The following is a 19,982-nucleotide window of genomic DNA, read 5'->3' on the forward strand; positions in this document are numbered from 1 at the left end:
TCGGTCATGATCGGCGCAATCGCCGGACTTGGCAAGGGTCATGAAAAACCTCAATTCGGCCATTATTTGTCCCTCACTCCGCCCCAATGCGGCAACACCGTTCAACTATTGCCTCCAGTGGCTGGCAGCCGGGCCGACCGAGCCCCCAAACCAGAAGGTCCGATTGCCAGCCGCCCTTAATTGAGTTGACCCAAAGTCAGTCGCCCGCTCCAATGCCCCCGGAGCGGGCGATTTTGTTTTTATCGATATTGAAAGGCGCGAGGCTACCGGACCGGGCCTCAAAAGCTATAGGCGGCCGCGCCCAGGATGGGCCCCGGCAGACCATTGCGCTCGGGCTGAATTAGAATTGCGACACCGCCATTGGTGCTGTCCTGGAACTGATCGAGCGGCAGCTTGATCTCTGCGCCTTCCTCGGCCTCCCAGACACCGACGATCTGCCGGTTCACCACCACCTGGGTATAGACCATGGATTTGCCGGCATTCTCGCCGCTCTCGATGGCGACATCGGCACGATCGAGATAGCGCACCAGCCAGATCGAGGCGTCTTCCAGCGCCGGATCGGCCGGTACGCTGAGCTTGAGCATGTGGCCATGCGCCATGAGCGACACGGCAAGCGGCAATTGCGCCGAGGCCACCGCGTCATGGACCTCGTCCCGCTTGGAGCCGACAACACCCTCGGCACCGTTGATCACCATTTGCGGCGTGAAGATGCGCGAGGACCCCCAACTCTTGGCATAGCCGCGCTGCCGATCGGAAAAGCCCCTCTCCCCGAAGGTATCTTCCCAGCCAATATAGTCCCAATAGTCCACGTGATAGGCCAGCGCCACCACGTCCTCACGCTCGGCGAGGCTGGTCAGCAACGCATCGGCCGGCGGGCAGGAGGAGCAACCCTGGCTGGTAAACAGCTCCACCACCGCCTTGGGATTCTCGCGCGCCGACTGACCCTGCGTGGCACCCACCAGCGCGAGTGACAGCAAAGCACCAGCAACCAATACAGCGGAAGCGCGCAAAGACATGGGCGCTGTTGTAAGCCGGTCCCTGCCCCGCTGCCTAGTCAAAAGGGGGTGAAAACCCGGGATTTGTCGGCTCCGGAGTGGCTGTTCGGCTTGGCCGGAAACGACAATGGCGGCCCGGAGGCCGCCATTGCAAGGGTTTCTTCGGTTGCTGATCGGTCTTACGCCGCGACCAGGCTCCGCAACACATAGTGCAGGATGCCGCCATTCTTGAAGTAGTCGAGTTCGTTGGCAGTATCGATGCGGCAGCGGGTTTCGACATTGAGCACTTCGCCATTAGCGCGGGTGATCTTGACGTTGACTATGGCGCGCGGCTCGATGCTCTCGACGCCCACAATGTCCACCGTCTCGCTGCCATCCAGGCCCAGGCTCTGCCAGCTATCGCCATCCTTGAACTGCAGCGGAATGACGCCCATGCCGACCAGGTTCGAGCGGTGAATACGCTCGAAGCTCTGGGCGATCACGGCCTTGACGCCCAGCAGATTGGTGCCCTTGGCAGCCCAGTCGCGCGAGGAGCCGGTGCCGTATTCCTTACCGGCGAAGATGACGAGCGGGGTGCCCTGCTTCTGATAGGCCATAGCTGCATCATAGATCGGCATCTGTTCGCCCGACGGGCCCTTGGTGAAGCCGCCCTCGACCCCATCGAGCATCATGTTCTTGATGCGGATATTGGCGAAGGTGCCGCGCATCATCACCTCGTGATTGCCGCGGCGGGCGCCATAGGAGTTGAAGTCCTTCGGTGCCACCTGGCGCTCGGTCAGATACTGGCCGGCCGGCGTGCCGGCCTTGAACGACCCGGCCGGGGAGATGTGGTCGGTGGTGATGGAATCGAGGAACAGCGCCAGCACCCGGGCCGAGACCACGTCGGTCACCGGCTTGGGCTCCGTGGTCAGGTCCTGGAAGTAGGGCGGGTTCTGCACATAGGTGGAGGAAGAATTCCAGCCATAAGTTTCCCCGCCTTCAACGGCGATGGACTGCCAGTGCTGATCGCCCTTGAATACGTCCGAATAGCGCTTGCGGAACATGTCGGCATTGACGTGCTGGCGGACGATCTCGGCCACCTCGTGATTGGTGGGCCAGATATCCTTGAGATAGACCGGCTTGCCATCCTTGCCCGTGCCGAGGGGCTGGGTGGTGATATCAATGTTGAGCGTGCCCAGCAGCGCATAGGCCACCACCAGCGGCGGGGAGGCCAGATAGTTGGCCCGCACATCCGGGTTCACGCGCCCTTCGAAATTGCGGTTACCTGACAAGACCGAGGCGGCGACCAGCTTGTTCTCGTTGATGCATTCGGAAATAGCCTGCGGCAGGGGGCCCGAATTGCCGATACAAGTGGTGCAGCCATAGCCGACCAGGTTGAAGCCGATGGCGTCGAGATCGTCCTGCAGGCCGGCGGCAGTGAGGTAATCGGTCACCACCTGCGATCCGGGCGCCAGCGAGGTCTTGACCCAGGGCTTGGAATTGAGACCCAGCGCCCGGGCCTTGCGGGCCACGAGACCCGCCGCCACCAGAACCGAAGGATTGGAGGTATTGGTGCACGAGGTAATGGCTGCAATCACCACCGAACCGTCATTGATACCGTAATCGGCGCCCTTGACCGGGAAGGCGGCTTCCTCGGGGATATCGTCGACGCCGGTGGCGCCTTCATCGACATAGCGGCTTTCGCCATTGCTCTCAGGCGTGGAAGCGCGCTCGATGCGGCCGCCGGAGAGTTCTGGCAGGGCCTTGGCAAAAGCCGAGGTGACGTCCTTGAGGGCGACACGGTCCTGCGGGCGCTTGGGGCCAGAAAGCGACGGTACGACGGTGGAAAGATCCAGTTCAAGGGTCGAGGTGAAGACCGGGTCGCGGCTGTCCGAGGTGCGGAACATGCCCTGAGCCTTGGAATAGGCTTCCACCAGCGCCACGCGATCTGCATCGCGGCCGGTGGTGGCCAGGAACTTCAGCGTATCGGCATCCACCGGGAAATAGCCGCAGGTGGCACCATATTCCGGCGCCATATTGGCGATGGTCGCCTGGTCTTCGAGGCTCAGGTAATCGAGGCCCGGACCGTAGAACTCGACGAACTTGCCAACCACACCCTTCTTGCGCAGCATCTCGGTAACCGTCAGCACCAGGTCGGTGGCGGTGATGCCTTCATTGATCTTGCCAGTGAGCTTGAAGCCCACCACTTCCGGGATCAGCATGGTGATCGGCTGGCCAAGCATGGCCGCCTCGGCCTCAATGCCGCCCACGCCCCAGCCCAGCACCGCCATGCCATTGACCATGGTGGTGTGCGAATCAGTGCCCACCAGCGTATCGGGATAGGCGACCGTCTCGCCGTTCTCGTCCTTGGTCCAGACGGTCTGGGCCAGATATTCCAGGTTCACCTGGTGGCAGATGCCGGTGCCCGGCGGCACCACGCGGAAATTGTCGAAGGCCGACTGGCCCCAGCGCAGGAATTCATAGCGCTCACCATTGCGTTCATATTCGAGCTCGACATTCTGGCTGAAGGCCAGCGGCGTGCCGAAGCTGTCCACCATCACCGAATGGTCGATGACCAGATCCACCGGCACCAGCGGATTGATCTTCTGCGGATTGGCGCCAAGCTTGGCGGTGGCGTCGCGCATGGCGGCCAGGTCCACCACTGCGGGAACGCCGGTGAAGTCCTGCATCAGCACGCGGGCCGGGCGATAGGAAATTTCGTGCTCGCTGGTGCGCGACACCAGCCAGGCGGCCACGGCCTCGATATCAGCCTTGGTGACCGTGCGATCGTCTTCGAAGCGCAGCAGGTTTTCCAGCACCACCTTCATCGAGCCGGGCAGCTGGGACACGCCCTTGAGGCCGTTTTTTTCCGCCTCGAGAATGGAATAATAGGTGTAGGTCTTGCCGCCTACGGTCAGCGTCGACTTGGATTTGAAGCTGTCTATCTGCGTCACGATGCTCCGCCCTTCTTGCTGCTTTGCGCCTGGGATCGTCCGGGGCATGGGGCCGAGGGAAAATCCGCGCTTTTCTGGAATGACTCCAATCTCTTTGGGCTTATAGTCAATCAACCAAGCCCTTGCCAGTACGACCATGGGTCCAATACGAGATGGGGCCATGACGCAAAGGCAAGTCCAGCACCCGATACACCTTCAGACACAGGATCTTGCCTGTGGTCGCGGTGATGTCGCTCTTGTCCAGGATTTGCATCTGGACGTGGCCGGTGGCGCCGGCCTGTTGCTGCGCGGCCCCAATGGCGCGGGCAAATCCACTTTGCTGCTGACGCTGGCCGGATTGCTGCATCCGCTCGCCGGCACGGTGCACATTAGCGGTGCTGACCCAGACTCCGGCCCCCTCGTCCATCATTGCGGGCACAAGAACGCGGTGCGGGCGCGCCTCAGCGTCCTGCAGACCCTGCGCTTCTGGTGCGAGATCAATGGGGGCGGCGGCCTCGCCCCGGAAGCCGCACTGGAACGCGTCGGCCTCCTGCGGGCGGCCCAGCTCGATGCCAACTATCTCTCGGCCGGGCAGCAGCGCCGCCTGGTACTGGCGCGCCTGCTTGTCTCTCCCAGGCCGGTCTGGCTCCTCGACGAGCCCAGCGCCGCCCTCGACGCCGCCGGGCAATCCCTGCTGATCGACCTGCTCGCCGAGCACTTCGCGACAGGCGGGCTGGCGGTGATTGCCACTCATGACGAGATCATCCTGCCGCAATTGAGCACGTTCACCCTGGGAGGCGCCCCATGACCGGATTTCTGGGCGTGCTCAAGCGCGAATTGCGCCTGGCGCTGGCCGGGGGTGGCGAGATCATGACCCTGGTCCTGTTCTTCATCATCGTGGGCGCCATTGTCCCCTTCGCCGTCGGCCCGGACCAGGTCCTGCTGGCGCGCATCGCGCCGGGGATCATCTGGATCGCCGCCTTCCTGGCCATGCTGCTGGGCCTTGACCGCCTGTTTCGCCCAGATCGCGATGACGGCACGCTGGCGCTCTATCGGCTGGCCGACATGCCCTTGGCCGGCGTGGTGGCCGCAAAGGTCATCGCGCATTGGCTGACCGCAGCACTGCCGCTGATCCTGGCGTCACCTTTCCTCGCCATGATCCTGGCCATGGACGGCCCCGCCTTCCTGCGCACCTTGATTTCGCTGCTGGTCGGCACCCCGGCCCTGGCCGCCTTTGGCGCCCTGGGCGCCGCTATAACCGTGGCGGTGCGCCGCGGCGGTCTGCTTGCCCCCATCCTGATCGCACCCCTGTGCGTGCCGGTCCTCATCTTCGGCGTCGGCGCCATATCCACCCTGGGCGGACCCGGCCAGGCAACAAGCGCCATGCTCCTGCTTGCGGCACTCAGTCTCATGGCCGTCGCCCTCTCTCCCTTTGCCGCCGCGCTTGCGATAGACTGGACAGAAGAGTAGAGCGCGCCCATGAGCACAGACGACATCCCCAAAATGAGCTGGTGGAACCGGCTGGCCCATCCCGGCCAGTTCATGAGCTGGACCCGGCCGTTGATTTGGCCGCTGGCCGCCATAACGGCCGTTCTGATGGGGCTCGGACTATGGTTCGCCTTCTTCAACTCCCCCGCCGACTACCAGATGGGCGATACGGTGCGCATCATGTATGTGCATGTGCCCACCGCCTGGCTGAGCCAGTTCGTCTATGCGGCCATGGCTGTTTCCGCTTTGGGGACGCTGGTCTGGCGCCATCCCCTGGCCGATGTGTCCATGAAGGCCGCGGCGCCGCTGGGCGCCGCCTTTACCGCAATGGCGCTCTTTACCGGGTCCATGTGGGGCCGCCCCACCTGGGGCACCTTCTGGGAATGGGACGGGCGCATGACGTCCACCCTCATCCTGCTCTTCATCTATCTCGGGATCATTGCCCTATGGCGGGCTTTCGACGATCAATTGCGCGCCGCCCGCGTCGTTGCCGTCTTCACCCTGGTGGGGGCCGTCAACGTGCCGATCATCAAGTTCTCGGTGGACTGGTGGTCAACGCTGCACCAGCCGGCCAGCGTTTTCCGCGCCGACGGACCCACCATGCCCGCCTCGCTGCTGACCCCGCTCTTCATCATGTTCTTTGCCTTCACCCTGCTTTTTGCCACCCTGCAGCTGGTGGCCATGCACACCGAAATCCGGCGCCGGCGGCTGGTGACGCTGGAGCGCCGCGCTGCCAGGGGAGAAACCGCATGATCGGCCTGGGCGAGCACGCCACTTTCATCATCGCCGCCTATGCGGGCGTGTTCATCGGCCTCGTCGTTCTGATCGGCTGGATCGTCGCCGATGGCCGCCGGGTCAGGGCGCGGCTGGAAGCACTCGGGGACAAGCGCGGCTGATGCGTTACGTCCTGTTCGCCCTGCCCCTGATCCTGCTTGTGGCCCTGGTCTCGGTCTTTGCCTTCTCGATCGACCGCGATGCGGACCTGGTCCGCTCGGTGTTGATCGACAAGCCGGTCCCCGACTTTGCCCTGCCGCCTGTCGAGGGGCTGGATCGGCCCGGCTTTGACGCTGGTGGGCTCAAGGGGACGGTGACGGTGGTCAATGTCTTTGCCAGCTGGTGTATTCCCTGCCGCGACGAACACCCCCTGCTCGAAGCGCTCAAGGCAGAGACCGGAGTGCGGCTATTCGGGATAAATCATTCCGACGCGCCGGAAAATGCCCGGGCGTTCCTGGCCGAACTGGGCAATCCCTACGATGCTGTAGGCGCCGACCGCGACCGCCGCGTTTCTATCGACTGGGGTGTTTATGGGGTGCCCGAGACCTTCCTTGTGGACGAAAACGGCATCATCACCTACAAGCATGTCGGTCCGCTGACGCCCGAAGCCATCGCCACCGAGCTGCTTCCGGCACTGGAAAAAGCGCGAAGCTGACCGCGTTCAGCTTCCATTCATCTTGTCCGCGGCATGTTTGAGCCGTCTTCGCTTACCGGAAGAGACTATATGTTGCGTCGCGTCCTCACCCATATTCGCAATCAGCCGCTGATCACCCGCATCGAATATGTGCTGGTCGCCGCCATTGTGACTGTCGCGACAACCTTTGCGGTCTCCGCCGCGGGCTACAACATCACCGACTTCTTCCCAGGCTGACGACAGCCGCAGACTGGCCCGCGCACCGTAAAACCGGTGCCAGCGACAGCACGGGCACAAGCCGGCCAAGTTTCAAAAGTCGCTGGTGAGACCCTTGATCTCCCAATCGCCATAGCGCACCGGCTCCAAGCCGCCGCGGCCGCCCTTTTCCTTGGGGGCCATGGCCGTGGCTGCGTCGATCTCCTGCCGCCGGGCTTCGGCCTCCGCCAAGGCGCGCTGCGCTGCCGGGCTCAGCGGCCTGGGTTCGGCTGCGCCACCGGTTTCTGAACTATCCGCCTTTTCGTCCATCATCGGCCTTTCATGACAAATCGGTCACCCTGCTTGCGCGGAACCGCCCGACACACAACATAGTTGCTCAGCAAATCCAACCCAAGGGGTTCGAGACATGTTCAATACGCTGCGCACCTTTGCCCTGTTGGCGGCAATGACGGCGCTGTTCATGGTGGTCGGTTATTTCATCGGCGGCACCGCGGGCATGTTCATCGCCCTGGCCTTTGCCGCGGTGACGAACCTGTTCGCCTTCTGGAATTCGGACAAGCTGGTATTGCGCATGCAGAACGCCGTTCCGGTGGAACGCAGCCGCGCTCCCGAACTCTATGACATGGTCGATGTGCTCTCAAAACGGGCCGGCATCCCGACCCCTGCTGTCTATGTGATCGAAACCGACCAGCCCAATGCCTTTGCCACTGGCCGCGACCCGAACAATGCGGCGGTCGCCGTGTCGTCCGGCCTGCTGCGCCAGCTCGACACGCGCGAAGTCGCCGGCGTGGTTGCCCATGAACTGGCCCATATCAAGAACCGCGACACGCTGACCATGACCATTACCGCGACCCTGGCTGGTGCCATATCGGCCCTGGCCCAGTTCGGCCTGTTCTTCGGTGGTGGCAATAATCGCGACAATCCGCTGGGCGGCATTGGCGCTATCCTGATGGTCTTCCTCGCTCCGCTCGCGGCCATGCTGGTACAGATGGCGGTCAGCCGCACGCGCGAATATGAAGCGGACAGGCACGGCGCCGAGATCTCCGGCGATCCGCTGGCCCTGGCATCGGCGCTGCACAAGATCGCCACCCTGGCCGGACGCCAGGTCAATGTCGCCGCCGAGCGCAATCCGGCCATGGCCCACATGTATATCGTCAATCCGCTAAGCGGCGCGCGCATGGACAATCTCTTCTCCACCCATCCGGATACCGGCAACCGCATTGTTGCACTGCAAAGGCTTGCCGCCGAAGGTGTCGTGGATCATAAGGACGCTAGGCCCCAGCCCCGCCCGCGTGCCGCTTCGCCGCGCCGCAATACCGGTGGAGGCTGGCGCGTGCCAACCGCCGGGCGCTCCGAGAGTGAGGGCAGATCCCGCGGACCCTGGGGATAGCGCATCGCCACCCGGCGACTGCCGAAACTGAGTTGACGAATTGGCGCAACGGACCGAACCGGCGGGGCTGAAGCTTCGCCTTGCTGCCGCCCAGCGGCTCAAAGCTGTACTGGCCGGTGAACATTTTTCACCCCTGGGCGCCGCCGATCTGGCCGATGGGCGGGATCGCGCCCTTGCCAACCGGCTGATCACCACGGCCCTGCGCCGGCATGGCCAGATCGATGCCATGCTGGCCGACCTGCTGGAGAAGGGGTTGCCGCCTCGCTCCGGCAGCTTCGAGTCTGTGCTACGCCTGTCGCTGGCGCAACTGGTCTTCCTGCCTGATCTGGGCGCCCATAGCGCCCTGTTCCTGGCCGTGGAAGCGCTCAAGCGGGACAACAAGGCGCGACACCTGACCGGCCTGATGAATGCCGTGCTGCGCCGCGCCCAGGCCAATTCGGCCCGCTACGGGCTGATGGACGACGCACTGCTGCTGCCGCAGCCCCTGGCGGAAGGCTGGAGCCAGGCTTATGGCGCCGAGGCCGTGGCCCAATTCGCTCATGCATTGGTGGAAGGGGCTCCGCTCGATCTCACACTACGAGATGAGGACCTCGAACTGATCGAGGCTCTGGGGGCCGAGCCACTGATGGCCGACAGCGTGCGGCTCGAAAGCCGTGACCGCCCGGTCGAAGCCCTGCCCGGCTATGACGAGGGCCGCTGGTGGGTACAGGATGCCGCCTCGGCCATTCCCGCGCGGCTGCTGGGACTCGAAGCCGGCCGCTCCGTGCTGGATCTTTGCGCCGCGCCGGGCGGCAAGACAGCGCAACTGGCCAAGGCCGGCTACAAGGTCACCGCACTCGACAGCGATGCCGGCCGGCTCGACCGGCTCCGCCAGAACATGGCGAGGCTGGGCTATGCGCCCAAGGTGATCGAGGCGGACGCCGCCAATTTTGACCCGGCCACGCCCTTTGACGGTGTGCTGCTCGACGCCCCCTGCTCGGCGACGGGCACGTTCCGCCGGCACCCGGAAGTACTTTGGAACCGTTCCGCGCGCGACATTGCCAGCCGCGTCAGCCTGCAGCAGGCGCTGCTGGCCAATGCGTTTCGTTGCCTGGCACCTGGCGGCGTACTAATCTACTGCGTATGTTCGCTCGAACAGGCCGAGGGCGAAGGCCAGGTGAACTGGGCGCTCGACGCCTTGCCTGGGCTCGAACTCTGGGCCATCACCAGCAGGGACATGGCCGGGCTGGAGCAAGCCGTGACCGAAAGAGGCCTTGTGCGCACCCATCCCGCCATGACCCCCGGCCACGGAAATGCGGGGATGGACGGGTTCTTCGTGGCGCGCTTCCGGCGAACACGCTAAGGGCTTTGGTAACAGGCACCCGGCACAATCAGGCCGGCGAGGATTATCCACGAGTGGCAACGATACGGCAAAGGGCGATGGCCTTCGCTCCCGATTCGGGGAGAAGGCACCGATGAGCGGGCGGCTGGTGACGGCCGGACGCCGAGTGGCGCTTGGCCTGGCCGATAGCGTGGTGACCATGCCGCTGCTGCGCTGGACCTGGCGTGGCCAGACCGATCACGCCTTTGCCGGTGACCTTCCCGAAATCCGCCCCGCCGACCGCGAAGCGGTGCGCGACATGATGTCGGGGCGCTATCTGCTTGCCTCCAAGCTCTTTGAAACCGGCGGCGCCTCCCCATTCTCGCTCGATGTCGACCATCCCGACTGGTGGAACAATCTGCACAGCTTCTCCTGGCTGCGGCATTTCCGCGATTGCCGCGACCCAGGCGAAAAACTCTTCGCCCGCACCCTGGTGCTCGACTGGATCGGGCGCGAAGGCCAGTTCGCGGCCGATAGCTGGACCCTCAACCTGACGGCACAGCGCGTACTCAACTGGCTGCGGCACCTGACGCTGGTGCTCGACGGCGCCACGGCCGACCAGACCCGGACCATCCAGCGCAGCCTGGGCACGCAGGCGCAGAGCCTGCGCGTGCGCGGGCCGCTGGCTTCCGATCCCCTCGAGGCGCTGTTTGCCGCCATCGGCCTATTGGGGGCAGAACTGTGCAATCTGGGGGACGTGCCGGACATCGACACCCACGTGGCCCGCCTCGATAGCCTTCTGGGCCAGCAGCTCGATGGCGATGGCCTGCATTTGTCGCGCAATCCGCGCCAGCAATTGGCGCTGCTGGTGGAACTGGCCAGCTTGCGCCGCGCTATCGGCCGTCATGGCAGTCCGGCCATGGCCGAATTGACCAACCGTATCGACCGCATGCATGAAGCGCTCGATGCGCTGACACTTTCGAGCGGCGAACCGGTCTATTTCAATGGCTGCGGACAGGTGCCGCATGACGTGCTGGTTGCCGTGCAGGCCAATGGCCCCTCTGCCTCGCGCCGCTCGCGGCTGATCGGCGGCTACGGCATCGTCCGGGCCGGCCAGACCGTCATTATCGGCGATAGCGGCCAGTCCCCACCTCCGGGCTTCGACGGCGAGGCCCATGACAGCGCCCTGGCTTTCGAATTTGCCCATGGCAGCGAATTGGTGGTGGGCAGCTGCGGACCAGCCCCCTCCGACATGCCCGATAGCCGCGCGCTGTTCCGGCAGACTATCGCCCATTCCGCTCCCACAATCGACGCTGAAGGCCCCGAGCACCGGCCCGGTCGAACGGCCGCTCCAGCCATGAGCCTGGATACCGGCGAGCACATGCTGACCATGACCAGCACGGGCTATGCCGGACGTTTCGGGGTCGAGATCGAGCGGCGCCTTACCCTGCTCTCGGAAGGCACCACGCTTGTGGGTCAGGATCGGATTGTTCCCACCGGCACCCCCCAAGGCCTTCTGACCCTGCGATTTCACCTGGCGCCCGGCATCAAGGTCCGGCGCACCACCGGCGAGGGCATTGCCCGGCTGGTGCTGCCCAATGGCGTGGTCTGGAGCTTTCTCTGGGAGGGCGCTCAGTTCCGCGAAGAGGACAGCGTCCGCCAATCCGCCTATCTTGGCTTTCATCGCACCCGGCAGCTGGTGCTGGAAGCCAATGTGACCGAAACCACCGAAATCGCCTGGATCTTTACGCTCGAACAGCAATAGGCGTGTCCTGGATTTGACGCAGCGCGCCAAAACCATTGGCCTTTGCCCCGTCTCGTGCTAGCGGACGCGCGAAAATCCTCCCTTTTCACCAGCGCGAGACAATTCTCATGGGCAAGACGGTAAGTGTCGGTCGGGCACTGCTTTCGGTATTCGACAAATCCGGCATGGCCGAGTTCGCCAGGGGACTGTCCGAAGCAGGGGTCGAGCTGGTCTCGACCGGCGGCACCCATCGCCTGATCAGCGAGGCCGGCCTGCCGGTGCGCGACATTTCCGAGCTGACCGGCTTCCCCGAAATGATGGATGGCCGCGTCAAGACATTGCATCCCAAGGTGCATGGCGGCCTCCTTGCCGTAAGGGACAACCCCCAGCACCAGGCGTCGATGGACGAGCACGAAATCGGGCCCATCGACCTCGTCGCCGTCAACCTCTACCCCTTTGAAAAGACCGTCGCTTCCGGCGCCTCTTACGACGAGATCATCGAGAACATCGATATTGGCGGGCCCGCCATGGTCCGCTCGGCCGCCAAGAACCACGCCCATGTCACTGTTGTTGTGGACCCGGTCGATTATCCGGCCATTCTCGAGGCCATCAAGTCGGGCGGCATTCCCTTCGAGATGCGACAGCGCCTCGCCGCCAAGGCCTATGCCCGGACCGCGGCCTATGACAGCGCCATTTCGAGCTGGTTCGCCAAGGAAATCGACTTCGCCGATGTCAGCTATCGCAGCTTTGCCGGCAGCCTGAGCGAAGTCATGCGCTATGGCGAAAACCCGCATCAATGGGCCGCCTTCTACAAGACCGGCGAAAACCGTCCGGGCGTGGCCACTGCTAATCAGGTGCAGGGCAAGACCCTTTCGTACAACAATATCAATGATACCGACGCTGCCTTCGAGCTCGTATCCGAATTCGACCCGGCCGAGACCGCGGCCGTCGCCATTATCAAGCACGCCAATCCCTGTGGCGTCGCGGTCGCCGGTGATCTCAAGACCGCCTATTTGAAGGCGCTGCGCACCGATCCGGTCTCGGCCTTTGGCGGCATCGTTGCCACCAATCGCGAGATCGACGCCGAGACGGCCACCGAGATCGTCAAGGTCTTCACCGAGGTGATCGTCGCCCCCTCGGCGACCCCCGAAGCGCAGGAGATCATAGCCGCCAAGAAGAACCTGCGCCTGCTGTTGACCGGCGGCGTCGCCGACCCCAAGGCCGAGGGCCTGATGGTCAAGTCCGTTGCCGGCGGTCTGCTGGTTCAGGGTCGCGACAACCGCAATGTCGACGATTGCGACCTCAACGTTGTGACCAAGCGCCAGCCGACCGAACAGGAGCTGACCGACCTGAAACTGGCGGCCAAGGTGGCCAAGCACGTGAAATCCAACGCCATCATCTATGTCAAGGACGGCGCCACCGCCGGTATCGGTGCCGGGCAGATGTCCCGCGTGGATTCGGCGCGGGTTGCCCATCGCAAGTCCATCGACGCCGCCCAGGCGGCGGGGCTCGAGGGTGCACTGACCGAAGGGTCCGTTGTGGCCTCGGATGCCTTCTTTCCCTTCGCCGATGGCCTGGAAGCCCTGGTGGCCGCCGGGGCCACGGCCGTCATCCAGCCGGGCGGCTCGATGCGCGACGACGAGGTCATCGCCGCCGCCGACGCCGCCGGCATCGCCATGGTCATGACCGGCATGCGACACTTCCGGCACTGACAATAAGGCTTGCGCATATCGCCGGTTTTCCCTCAACTATGCGCCAGTCTTGGGGGCAGGATGGCAAATTTCGGCTATGATATTGTGCTGGTCGCGATTGTATGCGGGCTGGGCATAGTCTCATTCAAGCTGGCCTATTGGCTGGGCGATCCGGTCTGGGTCAAACAATTCGCCAGCAGCCTGCCCGACTATCCCGCGCTGCGCCTCAGTTCTGGTGAGGTTGGCGAAATCGCCAATCTCGGCCTGATTGCCGCAATCCTGGTGCTTTTGCTGGTGCTGACGCCCGACGCGAATCTGTACGATTTCGCTTTGAGTCATTGGCCCTGGATCATTCCCGCCATCGTCGCAATTTTCGTGGCGATCTGGGCCTATACCAAGATCGCCGTCCGCAAGATCGAAAAGACGCGCTTCCGGCCAGGCATCAAGAAGACCGAGGCCCATATTCGCGCACTGGCGCGGGGCTACCGCTATTATGTCGGCTATGGTACGGCGGTTGGGCTGCTAATCCTCGCAATCTTTGCCATGACCGTCACGCAGATCGTGATCGATTTTTCCCGCTTTCAGGTCGTGGAAGCGCGGGTGGCGGCGATGCTCCTTGATGTGGCGGGCATGACCGAGGCGGACCCAGAGACGCTGCAGACCGCGTTTGAGGTGATTTACGGCACCCAGCAGGTTGCAGAAGGCTACATCCTGGACCAGGTCAATAGCCTGCTCATGCTGCTCTTATGCGTCATGCTCGCCTATTCGACCATCTATGGCACCAGCATCCGGCAGGTGTTTGCCGAAGAAGCGCTTCACGCCTTGCGCCTCGTCGTCATGGTTCTCGTGGCCGTCTGCATCGTTTATGGCTGCACCGTTTTCTTCACTTTGCATGTGAGTTTTGTCGATGGACTGCGCGACCAGCTGGACCTTTATGTCAGCCGCATGAATGCCGGGCCCTGGCCCGTGACACAGCGTTTCCATGAATTGCTGACCGAACTCGCCGAGCAACGCGGGGTATTTGGATTTCTCCTGGCCCTGACAGCCGGCCGAGGTGGGCTGATACTGGTTGCGCCGGTTGCCGGATACTTCCTGCGCAGTCTATTGACCGAGCGCCCCAAGACCGCCACGCAATGATGATTTTCAAGACCAGAAAGCGCTTCTGGCTTTTCGCCTTAGGGGGCGTCGTCGCCTATCTTGCTGGAGTAGTACTGATCAACGCCAATCTTGTTCCGGCCTCCGAACAGCAAAGCCCGCCACCAATGGCATCCTTGCCATCCCAGGTCTCCCTGACCTTCACAGTGGCGACCTGGAATCTGGGTTATGCCGGCCTCGGCGCCGGCTCGAACTTCATCGCCGATGGCGGTTCAGCGCTTCTGCCGCCCTCCCGCCGGGCGGTGGACGAGAATTTGCAGGGCATTCTTGCCACCCTGCCCGATATCGATTCCGACATCATGCTGTTTCAGGAAGTGTCGAACGCCAGCCCGCTCAGCTATTGGGCGCCGGTGCGACAGGAGCTCTTGAACGCATTTGCGGATCGGCAAAGCTTTTATCGGCCTGATGCCGCTTCGCGGTTCATCCCATTTCCCCTCGCCATCGATCATGGCACGGTCAGCGTATCCAGGATAAACCCAGCCGGGATCGAGATCGTCCCGCTCCCCTCCGAACCGGGCGCCATGCTGGGATTTCTCAAGCGTCGCTATGCGCTCCACGTGATGCGGTTTCCGGTCGCCGACAGGGCGAGCCAGCTCGTCATTGCCAATCTCCATCTTTCAGCTTTCGATGATGGCGGCCATACCCGGCAGGCGCAGATCGATGCCGTGCTGGCCTTTGCCCAGGCCGAGTTCGCCGAGGGCAATTATGTCGTTCTTGGCGGTGACTGGAACATGGTCCTGTCGGACCCTGGGATCGCCCACCAGACGGACGACAAATATCTCTTCTGGATCCATCCCTTTCCGGAAGAAAAGTTGCCGGAGGGCTGGGCATTGGTCACGGACAGGTCCACGCCCACGGTGCGGACGCTGCATCAGCCCTATGTTGCCGGCGACAATTATGTAACCTCGATCGATGGTTTCATCATTTCGCCGAACCTGACGACCCAGGCGGTGCACACGAAAGACCTGCAATTCCAGTTCTCCGACCACCAGCCTGTCAAAGCCACATTCACCATGCGCTAAGCGCAGTGCCGGTCTGTCGAACAAAGACAGCGCCCGGCAGGTAAGAGCTTCTTGAGATCGTTGTGAGATAACACATTCCGCCGCATCGCCTTGGATGCGGTGGAAGAGGCATGCCGATGCGGCTCAACATTCCCAGCGATCTGTCGGCTCTGCTCCGAACCGGGCTTCTGCGGTCGGTTGGTTCACTGGGCATCAAGGTCGCGACAGCGGGTCTGACCTATCTTACCTATGTGGTGCTGTCGCGCACGCAGACCACTGATGAATACGGCCATTTCGCCTTCGGACTGGCGCTGGCCACCGTGCTGGCCATCGTCGCCGGGGCCGGGCAGCCCATGGCGGTCATGCGGCTCTGGGCCGAAGAGCGCAGCAAGAGTGATGACGCGGCGGCGCGTGCGGCTGTTTCGGTCGGCTCCAGCATCACCTTCCTGGCCGGGCTGGCCGTATCAGCGCTGCTTTGCCTAGCAACCCTTGCCTATCTTCCCTTCCTCGCGCCTCAGGAGACTGCCAACCACTTTTTCGCAGCGGCGTTCCTGATCCTGCCGCTGGCCCTTTCCGAATACAATTCCTCTGCCCTGCGGGCCCAGGGCTCGCTCTGGACCGCCCTATTGCCGCGTGACATCGTCTGGCGGCTGGTGCTTCCAGGCCTGGTGCTGGCCTTGTTTGCACTGGGCATCGTACTCAGTGGCCCAGACGCGCTGGTGCTGTCGGCCGCGCTGCTGCTGGGCATTCTCGGCCTGCAAATGCTCACTGCCAATCACCGCGGCTACACCATCATGCCCTCCCGCGCCCGTGCCCCCATCGCCAGTCACTGGCGCCGGTGGGGCGGTCTCAGCCGCTGGCTGCTGCTGGGCGCACTGATCGAGGCGGCTGCACTCAACGCCGATATCATTCTGGTGGGCTTGATGCTCGACCTCGAAAGTTCGGGTCTCTATTTCAACGCGTTCCGCACCGCCGGGCTAATGACCCTCTTCACCTTCGCGATCGAATTGGTGATCGCGCCCATGGTGGCCGAGCATTATCATGCCGGCAATATGCGCAAGGCTCAGGCCATCACGGCCCTGTGTTCCTGGGCAGGCTTTGTCTTCTCCCTCCTGATCTTTGCCGGATTTGGCCTCTTCGGCACCGAAATCCTCTCCCTGTTCGGCGCCAGCTATGCCGATGGCTGGCTCATCCTCATGCTGCTCTCCTTCGGCCTCCTGTTCGACGCAGTCACCGGTCCCTCCAAGATCGTGATGATGATGACCGGCCACGAACGCCCCTATGTGGCTGTGTTCGGCGCCATTATGGCGCTCGGCCTCATCGTCCAGATCCTGGTGATTCCATATTGGGGGCTGGTGGGCGTCGCCGCTGTCAACATGGGCGCCCGAATTCTGGCGCAGCTCGGTATTGCCCTCTGGTGCCGATTGCGCATCGGTCTCGACACCAGCCTGCTCGGGGTCTTTTCCATTCGCCATTTGAGCGACACCGCTCGCGCCTGAACCGCCGCGACCGGACCGTACCCGAGAGTACGGTTGTGCTTGACCCCTGCCCCGGCTTGGGCTTAGAACCACTCCAATCTTTCATTCCTGCCCCGGACCCTACGGATATGACCAAGGCCCGCACGCTCTACGACAAGATCTGGGACGACCATCTGGTCCAGAACAACGAGGACGGCACCAGCCTTCTGTATATCGACCGGCACCTGGTGCACGAAGTGACCTCACCACAGGCCTTCGAGGGCCTGCGCATGAATGGCCGCAAGGTCCGCCATCCGGAACGCACCCTGGCCGTGGTTGACCACAACGTCCCCACCACCGACCGCTCGCTGCCCAATCCGGATCCGGAAAGCGCCATCCAGATTGCCGCCCTGGCCGAGAACACCAAGCATTTCGGCATCGAATATTACGACCCCTTCGACAATCGCCAGGGCATCGTCCATATCGTGGGGCCCGAGCAGGGCTTCACCCTGCCCGGCATGACCATTGTCTGTGGGGACAGCCATACCTCGACCCATGGTGCCTTCGGCGCGCTGGCCCATGGCATTGGGACCTCGGAAGTCGAGCACGTGTTGGCGACCCAGACGCTAATCCAGCAGAAAGCCAAGAACATGCTGGTGCGCGTGGACGGGCAACTGCCCGAAGGCGTCACCGCCAAGGACATCATTCTCGCCATCATCGGTGAGATCGGCACGGCTGGCGGCACCGGCCACGTGATCGAGTTTGCCGGCGAAGCCATCCGCTCGCTCTCCATGGAAGGCCGTATGACGGTCTGCAACATGACCATTGAGGGCGGCGCCCGCGCGGGCCTCATCGCGCCGGACGAAAAGACCTTTGCCTATGTGAAAGACCGCCCGCGCGCGCCCAAGGGCAAGGCCTGGGACATGGCGCTGGACTATTGGAAGACCCTGCACACCGACGAGGGTGCCCATTATGACAAGGTCGTGGTGCTCGACGCCGCCAACCTGCCGCCCATCGTCTCCTGGGGCTCCTCGCCCGAGGACGTCATCTCGGTACAGGGCGCCGTGCCCAACCCGGACGACATTGCCGATGAGAACAAGCGCGCCTCCAAATGGCGGGCCCTGGACTATATGGGCCTGAAGCCCGGCACGCCGATCACCGACATCAAGCTCGACCGCGTGTTCATCGGCTCGTGCACCAATGGCCGCATCGAGGACTTGCGCGCCGCAGCCGCGGTCATCAAGGACCGCAAGGTCGCTGACCATGTCAACGCCATGGTCGTGCCCGGTTCGGGTCTGGTCAAAGCCCAGGCCGAAGCTGAAGGACTCGACGTCATTTTCAAGAATGCCGGCTTCGAATGGCGCGAACCGGGCTGCTCGATGTGCCTGGCCATGAACCCGGACAAGCTGGCCCCCGGCGAGCGCTGTGCCTCGACCAGCAATCGCAATTTCGAGGGCCGCCAGGGCTTCAAGGGGCGCACCCATCTGGTTTCCCCCGCCATGGCCGCCGCAGCCGCCATTGCCGGTCACTTCGTCGATATCCGCGCGTGGCGCTAGAAAAGACCAACTGGTCGGGGCTCCATGCCCCGACCCTGGACGATATCGAGGCTCTGGCCAGCGCGGCGCTCCGCGACTTGCCGGAGCCTTTTGCGTCCCTGGCGGCTGACGTGACCTGTTCGGTGGCCGAGTTTGCCGAGGACGACGTGCTCGAAGGCTTCGGCATGGAAAGCCCATTCGAATTAATGGGCCTCTTTTCCGGTATCGGCATGACCGAGGATGGCGCTGTGCCCCAGACCGGCCAATTGCCCAACACCGTCTATCTCTATCGCCGGGCCATTCTCGACTATTGGGCCGAACATGACGACAATACGCTGGGCGAGATCGTCACCCACGTGCTGATCCACGAACTGGGTCATCATTTTGGCTTTTCCGACGAGGACATGGAAGCCATCGAAGCGGCAGCCGACCGGGATCCGCAATAATGTCCCCCGGACGCTGGCACCAAAGCTTGCGTTAACACCCTGTCTCTATTGTGCCTTTCGGGAAAGGGGTGGACGCCTTGGCGCAATTCGACGTGTTTTCCATGGCCGGATCGGTGGTAGCCCTCTTGCTGGCCGCAGGCCTGGTGGCCGCCTATGGCGTCAATCACAAGCTCACGGCCTTTCGCTGGTGGGCAGCAAGCTTCCTGCTGCTGGCCATCGCCATGGCCACAGTTACCCTGCGATTTGACGGGCCTTCGCACTGGATCAAAACCCTGAGCTGGGCTTGTTTCTATGCCGCTGCCTGCGTGATTGCCTTCGGGCTTCACAAGGAAGGCGCGATGCGGACCAGTCCGCTGCCGCGCATGCTCGCCTGTGCCGTTCTCTATATTGGCATCGCCTCAGCCCTGATCGTGACCAAGGCGCCACCGCATTTGTGGTTTCTGCTGGGTCCTGCGCCGACCGTGGTCTTCATGGCCTGGTCGATTGTTCCCGTGCTGCGCGCAGGCGCCTGGGGCTATGGCGTGGCGCTCTCGGCCGGCATCGCCGTGATCACCATCCGCGCACTCTGGTTCACCAACGACCTGATTCGCATGGGATCGGTCCGACCGCCCGCCCTGCGTGGCACCCTGGCCCCGGATGGCGTGCCGCCACAGCCCCTGCCCATGGGCCCGCGCCCGGGGCCGGGAAATGGGCCCGGACCCGAGAGCCTTTTGGGGTTTCGGCCGCCGCCAGGTGTCAAGCCACCGATCGAACAGTCGCTGACGATCGCGCTCTTGACCATTGGAGCGCTATTGGTCTTGGCCGCAGTGCTTGTGTTGCGCGATGTTCTGGCCAACATCAGACAGATGCATGAACGTTCAACCACCGATGCCATGACCAGCCTGTTGAACCGTGCCACCTTCGACGAGCGTGCCAAGGCGCTGCTGTCGACCTCGGTGGATCAGGCGCTTTGCGTCGTGCTCTTCGACGTCGACCATTTCAAGAAGATCAACGACACCTGCGGACACGCCATGGGCGACAAGGTCATTGCCCGGCTGGGCCGGATCGTGGGCGAAATGACGCTGCTGCGCAGTGTGGCCGGACGCATTGGCGGCGAGGAATTCGCCGTGCTCCTTGCCGGCGCCGACACCAACATGGCGCGGCTCTTCGCCGAAGCCATTCGCACCGGTTTCGCCGCAGAAGAGTTTGGCAGGGAGTTGGATTGGCCGGTCACCGTCAGCGCCGGCGTCGCCCAGCGTGTGCCC

At 63.3% G+C, this 19,982-nt stretch carries 19 protein-coding genes; 16 read left to right on the forward strand and 3 right to left on the reverse strand.

The genetic code is table 11. From position 1 onward, the window contains the following. Positions 1 to 278 precede the first annotated feature (278 nt). Together QZ564_RS12300 and acnA are read right to left on the reverse strand one after the other, a co-directional pair. A complete protein-coding gene (locus QZ564_RS12300) occupies positions 279 to 1,016 on the reverse strand; it encodes a DUF1223 domain-containing protein (RefSeq protein ID WP_297110092.1) in 738 nt (245 codons plus the stop codon). A gap of 158 nt (positions 1,017 to 1,174) precedes the next feature. After that, entirely contained in the window at positions 1,175 to 3,931 is a 2,757-nt protein-coding gene (acnA, locus tag QZ564_RS12305) for an aconitate hydratase AcnA (protein ID WP_297110149.1), read from the reverse strand. A 157-nt stretch (positions 3,932 to 4,088) separates the two neighbouring features. On the opposite strand from acnA, the gene ccmA reads away from it, so the two are divergent. The 6 genes from ccmA to QZ564_RS12335 all read left to right on the forward strand — a co-directional run bounded on the left by ccmA (position 4,089) and on the right by QZ564_RS12335 (position 7,040). Beyond that, entirely contained in the window at positions 4,089 to 4,715 is a 627-nt protein-coding gene (gene ccmA, locus QZ564_RS12310; protein WP_297110095.1) for a heme ABC exporter ATP-binding protein CcmA, read from the forward strand. Further along, positions 4,712 to 5,377: a heme exporter protein CcmB gene (ccmB, locus tag QZ564_RS12315; protein ID WP_297110098.1), complete on the forward strand. Its 666-nt coding sequence runs from the start codon at positions 4,712 to 4,714 to the stop codon at positions 5,375 to 5,377. Before ccmA ends, ccmB begins: the two co-directional genes overlap by 4 nt. Positions 5,378 to 5,386: 9 nt before the next feature. Then, complete coding sequence (locus tag QZ564_RS12320; protein WP_297110101.1) at positions 5,387 to 6,148, forward strand: heme ABC transporter permease; 762 nt, start codon at positions 5,387 to 5,389, stop codon at positions 6,146 to 6,148. Further along, the gene (gene ccmD / locus QZ564_RS12325) at positions 6,145 to 6,291 is read left to right on the forward strand and encodes a heme exporter protein CcmD (protein WP_297110104.1); all 147 of its coding nucleotides are present in this window, start codon (positions 6,145 to 6,147) and stop codon (positions 6,289 to 6,291) included. The genes QZ564_RS12320 and ccmD overlap by 4 nt, the downstream gene beginning before the upstream one ends. Continuing rightward, on the forward strand, positions 6,291 to 6,824 hold the full coding sequence (locus QZ564_RS12330) for a DsbE family thiol:disulfide interchange protein (protein ID WP_297110107.1): 534 nt from the start codon (positions 6,291 to 6,293) through the stop codon (positions 6,822 to 6,824). The genes ccmD and QZ564_RS12330 overlap by 1 nt, the downstream gene beginning before the upstream one ends. Before the next feature lie 69 nt (positions 6,825 to 6,893). Beyond that, the gene (locus QZ564_RS12335) at positions 6,894 to 7,040 is read left to right on the forward strand and encodes a hypothetical protein (RefSeq protein WP_297110109.1); all 147 of its coding nucleotides are present in this window, start codon (positions 6,894 to 6,896) and stop codon (positions 7,038 to 7,040) included. Between the two features lie 72 nt (positions 7,041 to 7,112). Here the strand turns inward: QZ564_RS12335 and QZ564_RS12340 are convergent, their stop codons facing one another. Continuing rightward, entirely contained in the window at positions 7,113 to 7,331 is a 219-nt protein-coding gene (locus tag QZ564_RS12340; RefSeq protein WP_297110112.1) for a DUF1674 domain-containing protein, read from the reverse strand. A gap of 94 nt (positions 7,332 to 7,425) precedes the next feature. Between QZ564_RS12340 and htpX the strand changes: the two genes are divergently transcribed. From htpX to QZ564_RS12390, 10 genes are all read left to right on the forward strand, one after another. Continuing rightward, entirely contained in the window at positions 7,426 to 8,409 is a 984-nt protein-coding gene (gene htpX / locus QZ564_RS12345) for a zinc metalloprotease HtpX (RefSeq protein ID WP_297110115.1), read from the forward strand. Positions 8,410 to 8,449: 40 nt separating this feature from the next. Continuing rightward, positions 8,450 to 9,751, forward strand: a complete 1,302-nt coding sequence (locus QZ564_RS12350; RefSeq protein ID WP_297110118.1) for an RsmB/NOP family class I SAM-dependent RNA methyltransferase — start codon at positions 8,450 to 8,452, stop codon at positions 9,749 to 9,751. A gap of 112 nt (positions 9,752 to 9,863) precedes the next feature. Beyond that, on the forward strand, positions 9,864 to 11,474 hold the full coding sequence (locus tag QZ564_RS12355) for a heparinase II/III family protein (protein WP_297110120.1): 1,611 nt from the start codon (positions 9,864 to 9,866) through the stop codon (positions 11,472 to 11,474). 107 nt (positions 11,475 to 11,581) lie between these two features. After that, positions 11,582 to 13,165, forward strand: coding sequence for a bifunctional phosphoribosylaminoimidazolecarboxamide formyltransferase/IMP cyclohydrolase (gene purH, locus QZ564_RS12360; RefSeq protein ID WP_297110124.1), 1,584 nt, complete (start codon positions 11,582 to 11,584; stop codon positions 13,163 to 13,165). Between the two features lie 60 nt (positions 13,166 to 13,225). Further along, positions 13,226 to 14,281 (forward strand): hypothetical protein, encoded by a 1,056-nt coding sequence (locus QZ564_RS12365; protein ID WP_297110127.1) that lies wholly within the window; start codon positions 13,226 to 13,228, stop codon positions 14,279 to 14,281. Then, on the forward strand, positions 14,278 to 15,321 hold the full coding sequence (locus QZ564_RS12370) for an endonuclease/exonuclease/phosphatase family protein (protein ID WP_297110129.1): 1,044 nt from the start codon (positions 14,278 to 14,280) through the stop codon (positions 15,319 to 15,321). Before QZ564_RS12365 ends, QZ564_RS12370 begins: the two co-directional genes overlap by 4 nt. Before the next feature lie 116 nt (positions 15,322 to 15,437). Beyond that, positions 15,438 to 16,799: an oligosaccharide flippase family protein gene (locus tag QZ564_RS12375; RefSeq protein ID WP_297110134.1), complete on the forward strand. Its 1,362-nt coding sequence runs from the start codon at positions 15,438 to 15,440 to the stop codon at positions 16,797 to 16,799. Between the two features lie 107 nt (positions 16,800 to 16,906). Continuing rightward, positions 16,907 to 18,313 carry a 3-isopropylmalate dehydratase large subunit gene (leuC, locus tag QZ564_RS12380; RefSeq protein WP_297110138.1) on the forward strand — a complete coding sequence of 469 codons (1,407 nt, stop codon included), beginning with the start codon at positions 16,907 to 16,909 and terminating at the stop codon, positions 18,311 to 18,313. Beyond that, positions 18,304 to 18,738: a metallopeptidase family protein gene (locus QZ564_RS12385; RefSeq protein ID WP_297110141.1), complete on the forward strand. Its 435-nt coding sequence runs from the start codon at positions 18,304 to 18,306 to the stop codon at positions 18,736 to 18,738. The genes leuC and QZ564_RS12385 overlap by 10 nt, the downstream gene beginning before the upstream one ends. 77 nt (positions 18,739 to 18,815) lie before the next feature. Further along, the coding region (locus tag QZ564_RS12390) for a GGDEF domain-containing protein (protein WP_297110144.1) at positions 18,816 to 19,982 on the forward strand (1,167 nt) is incomplete at its 3' end.

The organism is uncultured Devosia sp., from assembly GCF_913055165.1.
Classification (GTDB): Bacteria; Pseudomonadota; Alphaproteobacteria; order Rhizobiales; family Devosiaceae; genus Devosia.